The sequence below is a fragment of the Micromonospora sp. CPCC 205539 genome (assembly GCF_036906815.1).
In the GTDB taxonomy this organism is placed as follows: domain Bacteria; phylum Actinomycetota; class Actinomycetes; order Mycobacteriales; family Micromonosporaceae; genus Micromonospora.
Map to the genome: position 1 here is coordinate 1 of NZ_JBAKHW010000045.1, position 18953 is coordinate 18953.

General features: G+C 71.9%; 17 protein-coding genes. 6 read left to right on the plus strand and 11 right to left on the minus strand.

Annotation, left to right across the window (positions count from 1 at the left end; translation table 11 throughout):
* Positions 1–218 precede the first annotated feature (218 nt).
* The gene (locus tag V6V47_RS28025; RefSeq protein WP_334631374.1) at positions 219–1001 is read left to right on the plus strand and encodes a 3-hydroxybutyrate dehydrogenase; all 783 of its coding nucleotides are present in this window, start codon (positions 219–221) and stop codon (positions 999–1001) included.
* Positions 1002–1015: 14 nt separating this feature from the next.
* Complete coding sequence (locus V6V47_RS28030) at positions 1016–2938, plus strand: helix-turn-helix domain-containing protein (protein ID WP_334631375.1); 1923 nt, start codon at positions 1016–1018, stop codon at positions 2936–2938.
* A gap of 138 nt (positions 2939–3076) precedes the next feature.
* On the opposite strand, the gene V6V47_RS28035 is transcribed toward V6V47_RS28030, so the two are convergent.
* The 8 genes from V6V47_RS28035 to V6V47_RS28070 form a co-directional block, all read right to left on the minus strand.
* Positions 3077–3685, minus strand: coding sequence for a TetR/AcrR family transcriptional regulator (locus tag V6V47_RS28035; RefSeq protein ID WP_334631376.1), 609 nt, complete (start codon positions 3683–3685; stop codon positions 3077–3079).
* Positions 3686–3696: 11 nt separating this feature from the next.
* A complete protein-coding gene (locus V6V47_RS28040) occupies positions 3697–5265 on the minus strand; it encodes an MFS transporter (protein WP_334631377.1) in 1569 nt (522 codons plus the stop codon).
* Between the two features lie 363 nt (positions 5266–5628).
* Positions 5629–6261, minus strand: a complete 633-nt coding sequence (locus V6V47_RS28045; protein ID WP_334631378.1) for a transcriptional regulator — start codon at positions 6259–6261, stop codon at positions 5629–5631.
* A gap of 77 nt (positions 6262–6338) precedes the next feature.
* Positions 6339–7352 carry a branched-chain amino acid ABC transporter permease gene (locus tag V6V47_RS28050; RefSeq protein WP_334631379.1) on the minus strand — a complete coding sequence of 338 codons (1014 nt, stop codon included), beginning with the start codon at positions 7350–7352 and terminating at the stop codon, positions 6339–6341.
* Entirely contained in the window at positions 7349–8230 is an 882-nt protein-coding gene (locus tag V6V47_RS28055; protein ID WP_334631380.1) for a branched-chain amino acid ABC transporter permease, read from the minus strand. Before V6V47_RS28055 ends, V6V47_RS28050 begins: the two co-directional genes overlap by 4 nt.
* The gene (locus V6V47_RS28060) at positions 8227–9477 is read right to left on the minus strand and encodes an ABC transporter substrate-binding protein (protein ID WP_334631381.1); all 1251 of its coding nucleotides are present in this window, start codon (positions 9475–9477) and stop codon (positions 8227–8229) included. The genes V6V47_RS28055 and V6V47_RS28060 overlap by 4 nt, the downstream gene beginning before the upstream one ends.
* A 51-nt stretch (positions 9478–9528) precedes the next feature.
* The gene (locus V6V47_RS28065; RefSeq protein ID WP_334631382.1) at positions 9529–10221 is read right to left on the minus strand and encodes an ABC transporter ATP-binding protein; all 693 of its coding nucleotides are present in this window, start codon (positions 10219–10221) and stop codon (positions 9529–9531) included.
* Positions 10208–10969, minus strand: a complete 762-nt coding sequence (locus V6V47_RS28070) for an ABC transporter ATP-binding protein (RefSeq protein WP_334631383.1) — start codon at positions 10967–10969, stop codon at positions 10208–10210. The genes V6V47_RS28065 and V6V47_RS28070 overlap by 14 nt, the downstream gene beginning before the upstream one ends.
* Positions 10970–11192: 223 nt before the next feature.
* On the opposite strand from V6V47_RS28070, the gene V6V47_RS28075 reads away from it, so the two are divergent.
* Positions 11193–12050 carry an SPFH domain-containing protein gene (locus tag V6V47_RS28075; RefSeq protein ID WP_334631384.1) on the plus strand — a complete coding sequence of 286 codons (858 nt, stop codon included), beginning with the start codon at positions 11193–11195 and terminating at the stop codon, positions 12048–12050.
* 42 nt (positions 12051–12092) lie between these two features.
* Here V6V47_RS28075 and V6V47_RS28080 read toward each other — a convergent pair whose 3' ends face one another.
* From V6V47_RS28080 to V6V47_RS28090, 3 genes are read right to left on the minus strand one after another with little or no spacing between them, the layout of a single operon-like run.
* Positions 12093–13187, minus strand: coding sequence for an alcohol dehydrogenase catalytic domain-containing protein (locus tag V6V47_RS28080; RefSeq protein ID WP_334631385.1), 1095 nt, complete (start codon positions 13185–13187; stop codon positions 12093–12095).
* On the minus strand, positions 13184–14644 hold the full coding sequence (locus V6V47_RS28085; RefSeq protein ID WP_334631386.1) for an aldehyde dehydrogenase family protein: 1461 nt from the start codon (positions 14642–14644) through the stop codon (positions 13184–13186). The genes V6V47_RS28080 and V6V47_RS28085 overlap by 4 nt, the downstream gene beginning before the upstream one ends.
* Before the next feature lie 52 nt (positions 14645–14696).
* Positions 14697–15362 (minus strand): TetR/AcrR family transcriptional regulator C-terminal domain-containing protein, encoded by a 666-nt coding sequence (locus V6V47_RS28090; protein ID WP_334631387.1) that lies wholly within the window; start codon positions 15360–15362, stop codon positions 14697–14699.
* A gap of 97 nt (positions 15363–15459) precedes the next feature.
* Here V6V47_RS28090 and V6V47_RS28095 point away from each other — a divergent pair, with 97 nt between their 5' ends.
* From V6V47_RS28095 to V6V47_RS28105, 3 genes are all read left to right on the plus strand, one after another.
* Complete coding sequence (locus tag V6V47_RS28095) at positions 15460–16632, plus strand: acyl-CoA dehydrogenase family protein (protein ID WP_334631388.1); 1173 nt, start codon at positions 15460–15462, stop codon at positions 16630–16632.
* An 87-nt stretch (positions 16633–16719) separates the two neighbouring features.
* Complete coding sequence (locus tag V6V47_RS28100) at positions 16720–17235, plus strand: peptidoglycan-binding domain-containing protein (protein ID WP_334631389.1); 516 nt, start codon at positions 16720–16722, stop codon at positions 17233–17235.
* A gap of 315 nt (positions 17236–17550) precedes the next feature.
* On the plus strand, positions 17551–18948 hold the full coding sequence (locus V6V47_RS28105) for an FAD-dependent oxidoreductase (RefSeq protein ID WP_334631390.1): 1398 nt from the start codon (positions 17551–17553) through the stop codon (positions 18946–18948).
* The last annotated feature ends 5 nt before the right edge of the window (positions 18949–18953 follow it).

The following is an 18953-nucleotide window of genomic DNA, read 5'->3' on the forward strand; positions in this document are numbered from 1 at the left end:
GGCGCGCGGCGCGACGCGGAGGCGCGCGACGCGGAGGCGCGCGACGCGGAGGCGCGCGACGCGGAGGCGCGCGGCGCGGCGCGGCGCGGCGCGGGGTGGGGTGGGGTGGAAGGGCGCGGAAGCGGCCGGCAGGGGCGGGTGGGCCACACAGCTTTGGTACGGAGTATGTGTCGCTGGCCCATGTGCCGGGGAGCACACAGCTCGTAACTTCTTGCGCCATGACGGCAGAACCCGTGGCGGTCCCCCACGTCGTACAGGTCGACCTCGCCGGTCGGACCGCCCTGGTCACCGGGGGCGGCAGCGGCATCGGCCGGGCCTGCGCCCTGCGGCTGGGTGCGGCCGGCGCCAAGGTGCTCGTGGTGGACCGCAACCTGGAGGCGGCCACGGAGGTGGCCGCCGAGGCCGGGGGTCAGGCCGAGGGGGTGGACCTGGCCGACCCGGCGGCGGTCGACCGGCTCGACGTGGACGTCGACATCGTGGTGAACAACGCCGGGCTCCAGCACGTGGCGCCGCTACAGGACTTCCCCGTCGAGCGCTTCGAGTACATCCAGCGGGTGATGGTCGAGGCGCCGTTTTTGATCATCCGCCGCGCGCTGCCGCACATGTACGCACGGGGCTGGGGCCGGATCGTCAACATCTCCTCGGTGCACGGGCTACGCGCCTCGCCGTACAAGGCGGCCTACGTCTCGGCGAAGCACGCCCTCGAGGGGCTGTCGAAGGTGGTGGCGCTGGAGGGCGCCGCGCACGGGGTGACCGCCAACTGCATCAATCCGGCGTACGTGCGCACCGCGTTGGTGGAGAGCCAGATTGCCGACCAGGCGGCCAGTCACGGCATCGGTGAGACCGAGGTGGTCGAGAAGATCATGCTGGCCCGGGCCGCGATCAAGCGGCTCATCGAGCCGGAGGAGGTGGCCGAGCTTCTGGCGTACCTCTGCTCGCCGCCGGCGGCGTTCATCACCGGCGCGTCGATCGCGCTCGACGGGGGCTGGACGGCCAACTAGTGGGCCCGCGCACAATGTCGACCATGTCGTCGCCGGTGGAGTTCCTGGAGCTGCTCGCCCGCGAGGCCGCCACGGTGGAGTTCGAGGGCCCGTTGGTGGCCGCGCGCGCCGCCGGGCTGCCCGCCGACCGGCTGGCCGAGCTGGAACAGGCCAAGACGGTGGCGCTGCGGGTACGCGCGCTGCTGGAGCGTCGGCGCCGTCGGGAGACCGAGCTGTCCGGCCTGTACGACACGGTCAGTGACCTGGCCGGGTTGCGCGACCTGGACGACGTGCTGCGGGCGATCGTGCACCGGGCCCGCAACCTGCTCGGCGCCGACGTGGCCTACATGACGCTCAACGACGACGAGCGCGGCGACACCTACATGCGGGTGACCGACGGGTCGGTGTCGGCCCGCTTCCAGCGGCTGCGGCTGCCGATGGGTGCCGGCCTCGGTGGCCTGGTCGCCCAGTCCGGCGCACCGTACGTGACCGCCAACTACGACGAGGACGAGCGCTTCCACCACACCGGGGAGATCGACGCCGGCGTTGGCGAGGAGGGCCTGGTGGCGATCCTCGGGGTGCCGCTGCGGCTCGGCTCCACCTCGATCGGCGTGCTCTACGCGGCCAACCGCTCGGCCCGGCCGTTCGCCCGCGAGGAGGTGGCGCTGCTGGTCTCCCTCGCCGCGCACGCCGCGGTGGCGATCGACACCGCCCGGCTGCTGGCCGAGACCCGCTCGGCGCTGGCGGAGCTCTCGGCGGCGAACACCACCATCCGGGCCCACAGCAGCTCGGTGGAGCGTGCCGCGGCGGCACACGACCGGATGACCGCGCTGGTGCTGCGCGGCGGCGGGGTGGAGGACGTGGCCGCCGCCGTGACCGAGGTGCTGGGCGGGGCGCTGTTGGCCCTGGACGCGCAGGGGCGGCTGCTGGCCCGGGTCGGCGAGATCGACGAGCCGGAGCGGACCGACATCGTCGAGGCGGTGGCCGCGTCCCGGACCGAGGGACGCAGCGTGCGCCGAGGCCCGCTCTGGTACGCGGCGGTCGTGGCGGGCGCGGAGAACCTGGGCGCCCTGGTACTGCGCCCGGACGACGAGCTGGTCGACGCCGACCAGCGGATTCTGGAGCGGGCCGCCCTGGTCACGGCGCTGCTGCTGCTGTTCCGGCGAACCGTCGCCGAGGCCGAGGGGCGCGTCCGCGGCGAACTGCTGGACGACCTGATCGCCCGGCCGCTGCGCGACACCGACGCGTTGCGCAGTCGGGCCCGTCGGCTCGGGGTGGACCTGGACGCGCCACACGTGCTGGTGGCGGTGGGCGACGACGCGATCGCCGCCACCGGCTCGGCCCGGCAGCGCGTGCTCTCCTGGGCTACCACGTACGCCTCGAGCCGGGGCGGGCTGGCTGCGGCGCGCGACGGCCGGGTGGTGCTGATGCTGCCGGGGCGGGACGCCGGTGGCAGTGCCCGCGCGGTGGCCCGGGACCTGTCCCGGGTGACCGGTCGGCCGGTGACCGCGGGGGCGAGCGGCCCGGCGGACGGGCCATCGGCGTTGGCCGGCACGTTCCTGGAGGCGGACCGCTGCCTCACCGCGCTCGGCGCGCTGGGCCGCGCCGGTCAGGGGGCGAGCACGGCCGAGCTGGGCTTCGTCGGGCTGCTGCTGGGCACGGTCGGCGACCGGGGCGACAAGGACGTGGCCCAGTTCCTCACCGCCACGGTCGGGCCGGTGGTCGACTACGACGCCCGTCGGGGTACGGCGTTGGTGCGGACGTTGGAGGCGTACTTCGGGGTGGGCGGCAGCCTGGCCCGGGCCGCCGAGCAGCTGCACGTGCACGTCAACACGGTGACTCAGCGGCTGGAGCGGGTCGGGCAGTTGCTCGGCGCCGACTGGCAGAAGCCCGAGCGCGCCCTGGAGGTGCAGCTCGCGCTGCGGCTGCACCGGCTGCGTACCCCCGCCGCCGGCTGACCACCGCGCCCTCGCGCGTCGATCTAGGGCAAATGGCTGCTTGTCGATCTCAATCAGCGACGATATGCCCTAGATCGACGCGGCGACGCGTCGACGCGGCGACGCGGCCACGCGGCCACGCGGCCGCGCGGCCGCGGGTCAGTGGACGCTGATGCCGGCCAGCACGGTGTCGACGACCTGCGCGGGCAGGGTCTGCTCGTCCAGGTCGGGGTTCCACTGCAGCACCCGCTGGATCAGCATGGGCCCGGTGAGGAGGGCCATGGTGACCTCCAGGTCGATGTCGGGCCGCAGCAGACCCTCGTCGATGCCCCGCCGCAGCACCTCACGCATGAGCTGCCGGCGGGGGGCGATGATGTTCTGGTAGAGCTGGAACTGATCCGGGCTGCGGTTCACCTCGGGCACCAGGCAGGGCATGATCTTCTTGGCACGAGGGTCGGGGTTGTGCCCGATCGCGCCGACCAGCAGCAGCAGGTCGTCCCGGACGGAGCGACCCTCCAGTTGCGGCATGACGCCCTTGAGCCGGCGCAGCGCGTCCAGCAGCAATGCGTCCTTGCCGGCCCAGCGGCGGTAGATGGTGGCCTTGCCGACGCCGGCGCGAGCGGCGATCGCCTCGATCGAGAGCGCCTCGATGGTGCTGCCGTCGGCGAGCAGATCGAGGGTGGCCTCGATGATCGCCTCATCGGCGCGGATGCTCCGCGGTCGCCCGGGCGACCGCGGAGCATCGGCAGTGGACGTCATGTCGGACATTGTCCCCGAACCTATGCCGTCCCGGCCAACTCGGGCTCGGCCACCGGCGCCGCCGGGGCGGTGGGCGTGGCCTCCCGGCCCGGCATCCAGCGCAGCACCACCAGGATGCCGAGCGCGGCGATCACCGCGGAGAGCGCGGCCGCCCAGTGCATGGCGGTGACGAAGGCGTCGTTGGCCGCCGAGATGAGCGCCGGCCCCGCCGGACCGAGCTGGCCGGCAGCCGCGTACGCCCCGGAGATCGACTCGTTGGCCGCGTCGTGGGCCTGCGCGGGCAGGCCGGTGAGCGCGCCGCCGACGTCGCTGCGGTAGACCGCGGAGAGCACCGAGCCGATGACCGCCACGCCGAGCGCGCCGGCCACCTGGCGGATCGTGTTGCTGACCGCGGAGCCCACGCCGGCCTTCTCCCGGGGCAGCGCCGACATGATCGATTCGGTGGCCGGCGCCATGATGTTGGCCATTCCGGCGCCCTGGATGAAGAAGACGACCAGCACGACCCAGATCGGGGTGGTCGCGCCGATGAAGATGAACGCGCCCAGCGACACCGTGGTCAGCAGCAGCCCGGTGGCGGCGACGGCCTTGCCGCCGAAGCGACGGACCATCGCGGCGCTACGTGGCGCGAAGATCAGCTGAGCGCCGGCGAAGGGCAGGAAGAGCAGGCCGGTCTGCAGCGGGCTGAAGTCGCGCACCAGTTGCAGGTAGAACGAGCCGAAGAACATCGAGCCCATCGCGGCGAAGAAGACTAGGCCGACGATGGCCACCGGCGCGGCGAAGTGCGGCAGGCGGAACAGCCGGACGTCGAGCGACGGGTGGTCGCTGCGCCGTTCGTGCTGCACGAACCAGGTCAGCACCGCCAGGCCGACCAGGATCGAGCCCCAGGCCAGCGGCTGGTCGAAGCCGTGCTCGCCACCGTCGATGATGCCGTAGGAGAGAGCGACCAGGCCGACCACGGAGAGCAGGACGCCGAGCACGTCGACGCGGCCCGGGCGCGGGTCACGCGACTCGGGGACCAGCAGGGCGACCAGGACCACGCCGGCGACCACCACCGGCACGTTGATCAGGAAGACCGAACCCCACCAGAAGTGCTCGAGCAGCGCGCCGCCGAGGATCGGGCCGATCGCCACCGCGAGGCCGACCGCACCGGCCCAGACGCCGATCGCCCGACCGCGCTCGCGCGGGTCGAAGACGTTGGAGATGATCGACAGCGTCACCGGCATGATGGCCGCACCGCCGACACCCATCAGGGCGCGGGCCGCGATCAGCTGGCCGGGGTCCTGCGAGTACGCCGACAGCAGCGACGCCAGCCCGAACAGCGCGAGCCCGACCATCAGGAAGCGCTTGCGGCCGACGCGGTCGCCGAGCACCCCGAAGGTGAACAGCAGGCCGGCGAAGACCAGCGTGTAGGAGTTGATGGCCCACTCCAACTGGCCCTGGCTCGCGCCGAGGCCGTGCACCGGGTCGGCCAGGGTGCGCAGTGCCACGTTGAGGATGGTGTTGTCGAGGACGACCACCAGGAGGCTGATCACCAGCACCCCCAGGATCGCCCACCTCCTCGGGTGGCCTGTGTTGTCGTGCAGCTCCATGCCCGGTTCTCCCCCCGGTTGCACCCGCCACGCAATACGAGACGGGCCAGACTCGTAACGGGGACAGCCTACGGGCGGCATTAACGATACGACACCGATCCGTATCGTATGTGGCAGGCGTCACGCCCGTTCGAGTGCCCGCTCCCGGGGACGCAGCAGTGCACTCTCCGCCGCCTTTGCTCTGCTTCAACCCGCGCAACGGTTTCGGGCCGTGGCTGTTGCGTCGGTTGAAGCAGAGCAAAGGACGCCCCGGCATCGGCCGGCCCGGCGGCGGTGACCGCCGCACCCGACTGGCCGCCGCACCCCGCCGACCGTCACACCCGGCTCCCCCGCACCGCGCGACCGCGACACCGGTCGCCGAGATCAGCGTGCTCGCGTGGCTGTCAGGCAGGCGGTGAGGGCGGCCGGCAACGTGCCCAGCTGGCTCGCCGGGGCGGTGAGCGGCTCGATCCAGCCCGGCCCGGCGCCGTACACCCGCACCGCCGGGACGTCCCGGGCCAGGCGCACCAGGCGGTACGCGCGGCCGGTGACCGGCGTCTGCGCCCAGAGCACCACGACGCGCGGCCGGGCCCGGGACACCGCGGCGGCCAGCGCGGACCAGGGCAGCGCGGGGCCGAGATGCACGCAACCCCGACCCTGCTCACGCAGTGCGGCGGAGAGCGCGTGCAGGCCGAGGCAGTGCGTCTCCTGCTCGGCGCCGGCCAGCAGCACCCCGGCGGTGGGCAGGGACCGGCCGGGGTTTCGGCGGTACGCGTCCAAGCCGACCCGGATGCCCTCGCAGAGGGCGTGCTCGGTCGCCATCTCCGCGGGGGTACGCCCCGGCAACCGGGCGAGCAGCGGCCGGCAGACCTGCTCCCAGAACGCCGGCAGCCCCCACGCACCGGCCATGTCGAGCAGCACCCTGGCGACACGGTTGCCGTCCAGGTCCTCGGCCGCCAGCGAGAACCGCTTGTGCGCGCTCTCCACGGCCTCTGCCGGCATCAGATCGGTCAACACCAGACGTACCCCCAGGTAGGCGTTCGCTACCCGGGGGTTCGCTGCGACGGCGCGTGGTGGATGCGCCGGCGGGAAACTTACCGGCGGCGGGCCGCCAGCCGGCGGGCCAGCGCGGCGACGCTGCCCCACACGCCGCGGCGGAACAACACCACGACGAGGACGAAGATGCCGCCGGTGACCAGGCCGATCGCCTCGAAGCCGGAGAACGACAGCCAGTCCTCCAGCCGGACCACGATGCCGGCGCCGAGCACCCCGCCCCAGAGCGTGCCGATCCCGCCGAGCACCACCACGATGACGGCCTTGCCGGAGGTGGTCCAGTGCAGCACGTCCAGCGAGACGAACCGGTGGCCGACCGCGAACAGCCCCCCGCCCAGGCCGGCGATGAACCCGGACAGCACGAACGCGGTCAGCTTGTAGCGGTGCACCGGGTAGCCCAGCGCCCGGGCCCGCGCCGGGTTGTCGCGGATGCCGACCAGCACCCGCCCGAACGGGGAGTGCACGATCCGCCAGGCGGCGGCCAGCCCGAGCAGCACGATCGGCAGGATCGCGTAATAGAAGTAGTAGTCGTCGGTGAGATCCCAGCCGAACAGCTCCCGGGGCACCCCCTGCAGGCCGTTCTCGCCCTGGGTCACCGACCGCCAGTCGTTCGCGATGTAGTAGATCATCTGCGCGAAGGCCAGGGTCACCATGGCGAAGTAGATGCCGGTCCGCTTGACCGCCAGGTAACCGATCGGCACCGCCAGCACGGCCGCGGCGACCGCCCCGGTCAGCACGGCGAGCGGGAACGGCAGGCCGGCGTGGATGGCCACCAACCCGGTGACGTACGCCGACGTGCCCCAGAACGCGGCGTGCCCGAAGGACATCAGCCCGGTGAAGCCGAGCAGCAGGTCCACCGCGACGGCGAACAACGCCCAGCAGAGGATGTCCACCGCGACCGCCGGGTACAGCCCGTTGGGCAGCCAGGCGGCGACGACCAGCCCGACGGCGAGCAGCGCGTACCGGACCCAGCCGGGGGCGCGGGCCACGGTGAGCAGGCCGGACGGCGGCGTCGGCCGGGCCGCTTCGGCCGGGGTGTCCACGGTGCTGGTCATGCCGGTGCCTCCTCACGACCGAACAGGCCGGCCGGGCGCCAGAGCAGCACGACGGCCATCACCACGAAGACGATCGTCTGCGACACGATCGGGAAGTTGGACAGGTACGCCTCGCCCCAGGCCTGGATCAGGCCGATGCCGAAGCCGGCGGCGACCGAGCCGAAGATCGAGCCCAGCCCACCGATCACCACCACCGCGAAGACCACGATGATCAGGTCGGCGCCCATCAGCGGGTTGACCGCCCGCATCGGCGCAGCCAGCACACCGGCCAGGCCGGCCAGCCCGATCCCGAAGCCGAAGACCGGGGTCACCCACCGCCCGACGTCGATCCCGAACGCCCGGGTCAGCTCGGGCCGCTCGGTGGCCGCCCGGACCACCATGCCGATCCGGGTCCGGCTGAGCACCCACCAGACCACGACGCAGAGCAGCACCGCGAAGCCGAGGATGAACACGCGGTACGTCGGGAAGTCGAAGAGCCCGAAGTCCACCGTCCCGCTCAGCAGCGACGGGGTGGCGTACGGGCTGGACTGCACCCCGTAGCGCAGCTTCACCAGGTCCTGCAGGATCAGCGTCAGCCCGAAGGTGAGCAGGAAGTTGTAGAGCGGGTCGAGCTTGGTCAGCCGGTGGATCACGGCCCGCTCCAACGCCATGCCGAGCAGCCCCAGCCCCACCGGCATGATCACCAGAGCCGCCCAGAACGGCACGCCCGCCTCGGTGAGCAGCACGTACGCGCCGAACGCGCCGAGCATGTAGAACGCGCCGTGGGCGAAGTTGACCACCCGCAGCATGCCGAAGATGACCGCGAGCCCGAGGGCGAGCAGGGCGTAGAACGCCCCGCTCACCAACCCGTTGAACGTGTTCTGCGCGAATGCGCTCATAGCTTGCAGTCCGCGGACGGCGTGCGGAACGCCTCCGCGGCCGGGATCGTCTTGAGCACCTTGACGTAGTCCCACGGCTCGGCCACCTCGGACTGCGGCTTCACCTGGGCCAGGTACGCGTCGTGCACTACCCGGTGGTCCTCGGCGCGGATCTTGCCGTTGCGCAGGAAGACATCCTCGACCGTCTTGCCCTCCAGGCCCTTGACCACGGTGTCCGCGTCGTCGGTGCCGGCGGCCTGCACCGCCTCCAGGTACTGGGTCGCGGCGGAGTAGTTGGCCGCGTGCGCGAAGGTGGGCCGGGTGCCGGTCTTCTGCTGGAACCGGTCGGCGAACTCCCGGTTCTTCGCGTCGAAGTTCCAGTACCAGGCGTCGGTGTAGGTGGTGCCGGCCAGCGCCGCCGGGGTGAGCGAGTGGATGTCGGTGAGGAACATCAGCCCCACCGCGAGGCCGACGCCCTTCTCCCGCAACTTGAACTCGTTGTACTGCTTGACCACGTTGACCAGCTCCGCACCGGCCTGCATGGTGCCCAGCACGTCCGGCTTCGGGGTCAGGTTCGGCGCCTTGAGCAGGAAGGTGGAGAAGTCACCGCTGGTGTTCGGGAACGGCGCACCGTCCTTGCCGACCACCTTTCCGCCGGCCGCCGTGATCGCCGTGGAGAAGCTCTTCTCCATGTCCTGACCGAAGGCGTAGTTCGGGTACAGGATGTACCAGTTCTTGCCGATCTGCTCGGTGGTGGTCTTGCCGGTGCCGTTGGCCAGCATGTACGTGTCGTACGCGTAGTGGAAGGTGTACTTGTTGCAGCTCTTGCCGGTCAGGTCGGTGGTCGCCGCGCCGATGTTGAAATAGAGCTTCTTCTTCTCCTTGGCCACGTCGGCGACCTTCAACGCCGCCGACGAGGTGGGCACGTCCAGGATCAGGTCGACGCCCTTGCGGTCGTACATCTCCTGGGCCTTGGAGTTGGCCACGTCCGGCTTGTTCTGGTGGTCGGCGGTCTCCACGGTGATGTCCTTGGTCACCGCCTTGTCTCCGTGTTTCGCGGTGAAGTCGGCGATGGCCAGCTCCACTGCGGCGACCGAGTTCTTGCCGGACAGCTCCGAGTACGCCCCGGACTGGTCGTTGAGCACGCCCAGCACGATCTTGCCGCCGCTCAGCTTCTGGTCGCCGCCCGACTGGGGTCCACCGCCACCACAGCCGGCGATCAGCACCACCGCGGCCGACGCCGCGGCCACACCCACCGTCCTGCGCATGCCCACTCCATCCATTCCGCGCGTCGTCGCACGGGTCATCGTCGGAAAAATTCAGATCCCCAGGTACGCCAGCAGCTCGCGTTCCCGTGAGCGCACCTCGGAGTTGTCCATCGCCTCCGCGACGCGTCCCTCGGCCAGCAGGTAGTGCCGGTCGGCGACGCCGGTGGCGAAGTGCAGGTTCTGCTCGACCAGCAGCACGGTCACGCCGTGCTGCTTGGCCTCCCGCAGCAGGTCACCGACCTGCTGCACCAGCAGCGGGGAGAGCCCTTCGGTGGGCTCGTCGCAGAGCAGCAGCCGGGCGCCCATCCGCAGCACCCGGGCCAGGGCGAGCATCTGCTGCTCGCCGCCGGAGAGCATCGTGGCGGCCGAGTCGCGCCGGGTGTAGAGAGCCGGGAACGCCTCGTACACCCGCTCCAGCGACCACGGGTCGGGGCCGACCGTGGGCGGCAGGGTGAGGTTCTCGGTGACGGTCAGGGTGGCGTAGCTGCCCCGGTCGTCGGGCACCCAGCCCAGCCCGAGTCGGGCCCGGCGGTGCGCCGGCAGCCGGCCGATGTCCCGCCCGTTCAGCTCCACCGTGCCGCGCTGGCCGGGGTGCAGCCCCATGACGCAGCGCAGCAGGGTGGACTTGCCGGCGCCGTTGCGCCCGACCAGGGTCACCACCTCGCCAGCGGCCACCTCCAGGCTGACGTCGCGCAGCACCTGCGCCTCGCCGTACCAGGCGGACAGGTTCTCAATGCGCAGCATCAGCGGCTCCCAGGTAGGCGGTGATCACGCGCTCGTCCGCGCGGACCTGCTCGTACGGGCCCTCGACGAGGACCTTGCCGGCCTGGAGCACGGTGACGGTGTCGGCGAGCCGGCCGACCACGCTCATGTTGTGCTCGACCATGACCACGGTCCGGCCCTGGCGGACCTGGCCGATCAGCTCGACGGTGCGGTCGACGTCCTCCAGCCCCATGCCGGCGGTCGGCTCGTCGAGCAGCAGCACCTTCGGATCCAGGGCCAGGGCGATGGCCAACTCCAGGGCCCGCTTGCGGCCGTACGCCAACGCCTCGGAGGGGGCGTCCGCCAGCTCGGCCAGCCCCACCATGGCCAACAGCTCGTCGGCCCGGTCGGTGTAGCGGCCCATCAGCTTCGCCGAGCGCCAGAACCGCCAGCCCAACCCGCTCGACGACTGCAGGGCGAGCGCGACGTGCTCCCGGGCGGACAGCTGCGGAAAGAGGCTGGTGATCTGGAAGGAGCGGGCCACGCCGAGTCGGGCGACCCGCTCCGGGGGCAGCCCCGTGACGTCCCGCCCGGCCAGCTCGATCCGACCGCCGCTGGGCCGCAGAAAGCCGGTGAGCAGGTTGAACAGGGTGGTCTTACCGGCGCCGTTCGGGCCGACCAGCGCGTGCACACTCTCCGGCGCGACGTCGAGGTCGACCTGGTCGACCGCTCGGAAGCCTCGGAAGTCGCGGGTCAGCCCGCGGGCCGACAAAAGCGCTTGCCCGGCCATCGCTCATCCTCCGCAGGGTCGCGGCGACGGTCGATGAGGTGACCGTGGTCACAGGCCCGTCGCGTGGAGGAAACCTACGGCGGGGCGCACGAGTCGAGCCATGTCGATGCTCTCCATATTCAGGCATGCAGGAACGTGCGCTGCCTCCACATGCCGGCACCGTCGACTTGACCCGGCCACCTAGATTGATGATCCACACAGCCCAGCGAAAGGCCCGGAACCCATGCCCGTCGGCTTCACCATGGCGATCGTCCTCGCCGTCGCCCTGGCGGTCTGCGCCGTCGTGGCGCTCGTCGCCCCCAGCAGGCCGGTGAAGCGGACGGCCGCCCTCGCGGCACTCGGCTGCCTCGCCGGCACACTCGTGGTCGGGATCGCCTCCAGCGCCCACTCCGTGCCGATCCGCTCGGTCGGCATCGTCACCAGCTTCGGCAAGCCCACCGGCGAGGTGACCGGCTCGGGCCTGAAGTGGGTGGCCCCCTGGCAGAAGGTCGGCGAATGGGACGCGGGCCGACAGAAGTACGACCACATCGGCGGCAACAACTGCGTCCGGGTGCGCACCGGAACGCTCGCCGACGCGTGCGTGGAGGTGCTCGTCGAGTGGCAGGTCAAGCCGGAGAACGCCCCGAAGCAGTTCATGGACTACAAGGGTGACTTCGTCAGCTTCCGGGGCCAGCGGGTGGGCGTGCAGCTCGACAGCGCGGTCAACGACGCCTTCGCCTCGTACAACCCATTGGAGAAGATCGACGCCCAGACCGGTGACCTCAACGTCGACCTGAAGCCGTTCGCGGCGAACATCAAGGCCAGCGCCGACACCCGCCTCGCCGCCGACGTCGACATCTTGTCGGTGACGATCACCCGGGTCAACCACGACGACAAGACCGAGGCCAACATCCGGGCCTTCCAGGACAAGCTGGCGCAGACGCGCAACCTGGAGCAGGACCGCAAGAACGCCGAGATCTCCAAGCAGATCACCGAGACCAACGCGAAGGTCGACAAGGTGACCCGCTGCCTGGAGATCGCCGAGAAGAACGGCGCCAACCCGGGGCTCTGCATCAACCCGGGCATCGTCACCGGCAAGTGACCCGGACCGGCCCCACCCGTACGCCGGGTGGGGCCGGATCGGTCAGTCCTCGAAGGTGACCACCCAGCGGGCGCCCTCGCCCCGGGCCAGCCGGTCGAACGCGGCCGGGGCCTCGTCCAGGCTGACCACGCCGCTGACCAGCGGAGCCAGGTCCAATGTGCCGTCGAGCACGGCCCGGGCCAGCTCCGGCACCTCACGGTTTGGGTCGGACGAGCCGTACACCGAGGAGCGCAGGGTACGCGCGGAGTGGAAGATGTCGAGCGCCGCGAGGCTGACCATGTCCTCCCTGCCCCCCATGCCGACCACGGTCACCGCTCCCCCGCGCCGGGTGAGCCGCCACGCCGCCCGGATGGTGGCGGCGCGGCCGACGCACTCGAAGGCGTGGTCGAAGCCCCGGCCCTCGGTGCGCGTCCGCGCCTCCTTGGAGAGCCGATCGTCGGAGAGCAGGAAGTCGGTTGCCCCGGCGGCGAGCGCGAGGTCCCGCTTGGCCTCGGCGACGTCGATCGCGAGGATCGGCGTGGCGCCGGCCCGCCGGGCAGCGGTGAGCAGGGCGAGCCCGACCCCGCCGAGCCCGATCACCGCGACCGACTCGCCGGGCGCCACCCGGGCCGTGTTGTGGACCGCGCCGACTCCGGTGAGCACCGCGCAGCCGAGCAGGGCGGCCCGCTCCGGGGGCAGCCCCTCGGGGATCGGGATGACGGCGCTCTCGGGCACCACCACGGCCTCGGCGAGCGCGCCGAGCCCGAGCGTGAGGTGCAGCGGGGTGCCGTCGTCGGTCTCGCCCCGGGGCACGGTCGGGGCGGTGGTGTCGGCGCAGAGCCACGGCTCGCCGCGCTGGCACCACCAGCAGGCCCGGCATGCCGGCGCCCAGTTGAGCACCACCGGGGTGCCGACCGCCAGCCGGCTACCCGGCCCGGCCTCGGCCACCACCCCGGTCGCCTCGTGCCCGAGCGCCAGCGGGAACTTCGCCGCGAGGGTGCCGTTCATCATGGACAGGTCGGAGTGGCAGACGCCGGCGGCCCGGATCGTCACCCGCAGCTCGCCGGGGCCGGGCGCGGGCAGGCGAATCTGCTCGACCCGCGGGGCCGCGCCGGGCTCACGCGCGACCAGCGCGCGCACGACGACCGGCCCGCTCATCGCTGGATCGCCTTCAGCTCGCTGAACTCGGCGAGCCCGTGCACGCCCAGCTCCCGGCCGAGGCCGGACTGCTTGTACCCGCCGAACGGGGCGAGCGGGTTGAACGGTGCGCCGTTGATGTCGACCGCGCCCGTACGCAGCCGCCGGGCCACCGCGAGCGCGGCGTCCGGATCGGCGGACCACACCGCCCCGGCCAGCCCGTACGACGAGTTGTTGGCGATGGTCACCGCCTCGTCGGTGTCGGCGAACGGGATGACGGCGAGCACCGGACCGAAGACCTCCTCCTGGGCGAGCGCGCTGTCCGGGTGCACGTCGGCGAAGACGGTCGGGGCGACGAAGTGCCCCTGCGCCGGCACCGGGGCGTCCGGGCCGCCGACGACCAGCCGGGCGCCGTCGGCGAGGGCCCGGTCGACGTAGCCGCGGACCCGCTCGGCCTGCGCGGCGGAGACCAGCGGGCCGAGCCGGGTGGCCGGGTCGAACGGGTCGCCGAGCCGGTAACCGGCCACCGCCGTGGCGATCAGGTCGAGGGCCTCGTCGTACCGGTCGCGGTGCACCAGCATCCGGGTCCACGCCGTGCAGGTCTGCCCGGAGTTGAGCAGGGCGTTGCCGACCCCGACCTTGACCGCGGTGGCCAGGTCGGCGTCGGGGAGGATCACGTTGGCGGACTTGCCGCCCAGCTCCAGCGCGACGCGGGCGATCCGCTCGGCGGCGGCCTTCGCGATCTGCCGGCCGGTGGCGGTGGAGCCGGTGAACGAGACCAGGTCGACGTCGGGGTGCCCGGCCAACGCCGCGCCGACCACCGGGCCGGTGCCGGGGACGAGGTTGAGCACTCCCGGCGGCAACCCGGCCTCGGTGACCGCGTCGAAGAGCAGGTACGCCGTCAGCGAGGTCAGCTCGCTGGGCTTGAGCACCACCGTGCAGCCGGCGGCGAGCGCGGGCGCCAGCTTGGCCATCACCTGGTGCAGGGGGTAGTTCCACGGGGTGATCGCGCCGACCACGCCGACCGGCTCGCGGACCACCAGCGAGTTGCCGATGGTCTCCTCGACCGGCGGACGGGCCGCGAGGGCGACGTGGTCGCGCAGCACCGTCAGCGGCAGCCCGACCTGCACCCGGGTGGCGAGCTTGAGCGGGGCGCCCAGCTCGACCGCGATGGTGCGGGCGAGGTCGTCGGCGCGTGCGGCGAGCGCGGTGTGCAGCCGGTCGAGGTGGCCGGCCCGCTCAGCCGGGGCGGTGGACGCCCAGCCGGGGAAGGCGGCGCGGGCCGCGGCCACGGCCCGGTCCACGTCGGCCGGCGTGCCGGCCGGCACCTGCCCGATCAGCTCGGCGGTGCTCGGATTCTCCACGTCGATCACGTCGGCGCCGGTGGGCTCGGTCCACTCGCCGGCGATGTGCAGGTGACGGCGGAGGCGCAGGGCGTCGGGCAGCACCTGCGACGGCGGGGCGGCAGCGAGGTCCATATCGTCCCTTCGGGGGTGGTGGGCGATGAAACTAGCGCTGGGAGTTTCGAAGCTACCCGCTGGGCCGGGCGGACTCCACCGGGTCGAGCGGGCCAACCGTGCGGGCGTACTCGGCGGCCAGGCCGTGCAGCAGGGCGTCCAGGCCGAGGGCGAAGGCGCCCTCGTCCACGCTCTGCTGGTGTTCGGCGAGCCGGTGCGCCTGACGGAGGTGCGGGTAGTGCGCCGCGTACAGCTCAGGGTCCTCGACGAAGCCGCGGGCGAACGAGCCGAGGGCCGACCCGGCCACGAAGTACCGCAGGGCCGCACCGATGTGGGTGGCGCGGGCCGGTGGCCAGCCAGCGCGCACCAACCCGCCGTAGACCGCGTCCGCCATGGCCAGCGCGGCCGGACGACGCCCGGGCCCCTGGGCCAGGTACGGCACGATGTTCGGGTGCGCGGTGAGCGCCCGCCGGTACGACCAGGCCCAGTCGCGCAGCGCGACCACCCAGTCCCGGCCGGCGAAGCCGCTGATGTCGACGGCGGCGGTGACGGTGTCGGCGACCGCGTCCAGGATCTCGTCCTTGGTGGCGAAGTGGTTGTAGAGCGAGGGGCCCTGCACGCCCAGCTCGGCGGCGAGTCGGCGCGTGGACAGCGCTGGCAGGCCCTCGGCGTCGATCACCGCGGTGGCGGTCTCGACGATGAGCTGCCGGGTGAGCCGGGGCTGACGTGGTCGGGGCACTCGCGCTCCTCACGGGTCGGCCGCCGGGTCTGGACGCGGCAAAACTTACACCGCTAGTTTAAGGGTGACCGGCTGCACCGACGCCAGGAGGACCACCGTGGACTTTTCGCTGACCGACGAGGAGCGGGCGGTGCGGGACACCGTCCGGTCGTTCATCAGCCGCGAGGTGATGCCGCTGGAGCAGGAGGTGCTGCGCCGGGAACGGGCGCACCAGCCGGGTCTGGACCTCTCCGAGCTGCGCGAGCTGCAGACCAAGGCACGCAAGTTCGGCTTCTGGGGTCTGGCCACCCCGGAGGAGTACGGCGGGATGGACCTCCCGGCGGTGCTCCAGTCGCTGATCTGGACCGAGCTGGGCCGCACGTTCGTGCCGTTCCGCTTCGGCGGCGAGGCGGACAACATCCTGTTCCACGCCACCGAGGAGCAGAAGCGGGAGTTCCTGATCCCGACCATCGAAGGCGAGCGGCGCTCCTGTTTCGCGATCACCGAGCCGGGTGCCGGCTCGGACGCGGCCAACATCCGGCTGACCGCCCGCCGCGACGGCGACGACTGGGTCCTCGACGGGGAAAAGACCTTCATCACCGGCGGCCACGACGCCGACTTCGCCATCGTCGTCGCGGTGACCGACCGGGAGAAGGGCGCCCGCAACGGCGGGGCAACCGCGTTCCTGGTCGACCGGTCGATGGGCTGGCGCTCGGAGTTCATCCAGACGATGGGCGAGGGCGGCCCGGCGTCGCTGATCTTCGACGGGGTCCGCGTGCCGCACCGCAACATCCTCGGCGAGATCGGGCAGGGCTTCACGCTGGGCATGCAGTGGATCGGCAAGGGCCGCTACACGATCCCGTCACACGCCATCGGCATCGCCGAGCGGGTCCTGCAGATGGCGATCGACTACGCCAACACCCGGGAGACCTTCGGCACCACGATCGGCACCAACCAGGCCATCCAGTGGATGATCGCCGACTCGGAGACCGAGCTGGAGGCGGCCCGCTGGCTGGTGTTGAAGTCGGCGTGGACCGTCGACCAGGGCCTGGACCCACGGCACGCCTCCTCGATGGGCAAGCTGTACGGCGCCGGCATGGTCAACCGGGTGGTCGACCGGGTGCTGCAGATCCACGGCGGCATGGGCTACACCCGGGAGCTGCCGATCGAGCGCTGGTACCGGCAGGTCCGGCTGTACCGGATCTTCGAGGGCACCGACGAGATGCAGCGGCTGATCATCTCCCGCGACCTGCTGCGCGGGTACACGAAGATCGGCGGCCACCTGGCCTGAGACCGAATGTCCGGCCCGCGTGAACAAAGCGGTGCTGCCGACCATCTACCTCATGACACCTGCTTCAGGAGCCAGAGGGAGATGCTCATGCACCTACGAATCAAGGCCGTCGCGATGGCGATGGCGGTTGCCACGGTCGGCGCCGTCGCCATCCCGGCGGCATCCGCGTCGGCCAACGTCAGCCAGGGGTACGTGACGGGCTCGGGCACCTGGACGGACGACTGGGGCGACGAGGGCCCGATCTCCGCGTCGACCCGTTCGTACAACAACGTCGTCGCCATGTGGCAGAAGATCCTGCTGGCCGACGGCTACCTTGCCGCCTCCGGCGTCGACTGCAGGTTCGGGCCGGCGACGACGGCCGCCACCAAGCGGTGGCAGAGCGATCGCGGTCTCGTCAGCGACGGCGTCGTCGGCCCGAAGACCCTCGCCAAGGCGGCAACCCGTCTCAGCACGTACGAAAGCTGGTTCTACTACGACGGGCTGGGCAGCAACTTCGTCTACTTCGGTCGCCTCGCGGACGGCAAGTGGGACATGAGCCTCGGGCCCGACCTGGAGTGGAAGCCGCTCGCGTACACGTACGCGAGCTTCAGCATTTGCTCCTGACCACCCGGCGGCCGGCCGCGACCCCCTGCGGGCGCGGCCGGCCCGTCACGACTCGTCAATTTCCTGATAGGTCGAGGGCTGACGAATGGTGACCGGTACACGACTGAGATATCGGTCACCACACCAACCAATTGATCACGAGGGTAGGGCTTGAGCAGGGGCTTCACGGGCCGAAAGCGGGCCGGTCGTCGCTCTTGAATAGACCGACCGCGGGCGGGACAAGCGCTGTCAGCTACCCGTCCGCTAATTCGCTTTCGCCACGACGAGGCCATGCCGCTAACTGTTGACATCCAATTGATTGAAACGGAGTCAACCGTGTCCACGACCAATGAGACCGGACAGGCGATCGTCCTCGGTGGCAGCATCGGCGGCCTACTCGCCGCGCGTGTATTGAGTGAGTCGTACGCGAAGGTGACCGTCTTCGACCGCGACGACCTGCCGACGGAGGCCGCCGACCGCAAGGGTGTGCCGCAGAGCGGGCATTCACACGGCCTGCTCGCCCGGGGCCGGCAGGTCCTGGAGGAACTCTTCCCCGGCCTCACCGCCGACCTGATCGCTCAGGGGGCCGTCGCCATCGACATCCAACGGGACTGCCTGTGGGTCAACGACGGTCACCGCATTCCCCGGGCCTTCTCGGGGCTGGAAGGCCTCTGCGTCAGTCGACGCGCCCTGGAGGCGTACGTCCGGGACCGCGTCCGCGCACTGCCCACGGTGGAGATCCGGGACCGGTGCGAGGCGCTGGGGCTGCTCGCCGACGCCGATCGCGGCACGGTGACCGGCGCACGGGTCCTGCCACGAGGTGGCCGGGAGGAGCACCACGACGCCGATCTTGTCGTGGATGCGACCGGCCGCGGCAACCGCGGCCCCACCTGGCTCGCCGAGCTCGGCTATCAGCCGCCCGTCGAGGACCGCGTGGACCCCCAGACGGTGTACGTCTCCCGCGACTACCGCCGCACCTCGGGTGACACCGCCTTCGCCGCATTCATCAGCAGCCCGTCGCCGGCCGCCCCGCACGGCGGGGTCGCCATCGCGGCCGAGGGCGACCGGTGGATGGTGACGCTGCTCGGTGTCGGCGTCGACCAGGCCCCTCCGACCGACCCCGAGGGATACCTCGCCTTCGCCGGGCGGCTACCCGCCCCGGAGCTGCACTCGCTGCTGAGCCGGGCGGAGCCGCTCGGCCCGCCCAAGCGGATGCGGCTGCCCACCAGCGTGCGTCGCCGCTACGAACACCTCACCCGCCTGCCCGAGGGCTTCATCGCGGTCGCTGACGCGATGTGCAGCTTCAATCCGGCGTACGGGCAGGGCATGACGGTGGCCGCGGTGGAGGCGATGGTGCTGCGCGACTGCCTCCGGCAGGGCCGGCGGCACCTACCCCGCCGATTCTTCACCGGGGCGGCGAAGGTGGTGGACGTGCCGTGGGACATGGCCGTCGGTGCCGACCTGCGCCACCCGACCATCGTCGGGGAGCGCAGCCGTCGCACCCGTTTCCTCAACGGGTACGTTGCTCGGCTGCACGCCGCCGCCGCTCGGCACCCCGCCGTCGGGCGACGTTTCCTGAGCGTCGCCAACCTGATGACGCCGCCGCCGGGGCTCTTCGCGCCGGGCATCGCCGCTCGGGTCCTCTGGTCCGGCCGGCCTGGCACGCCTCAGGTGGTCCCTCCGCAGCTGGTGCCGCAGAACGAGGCGCGGGCGCTCAGTCAGGTCGGTGCCTGAACGGG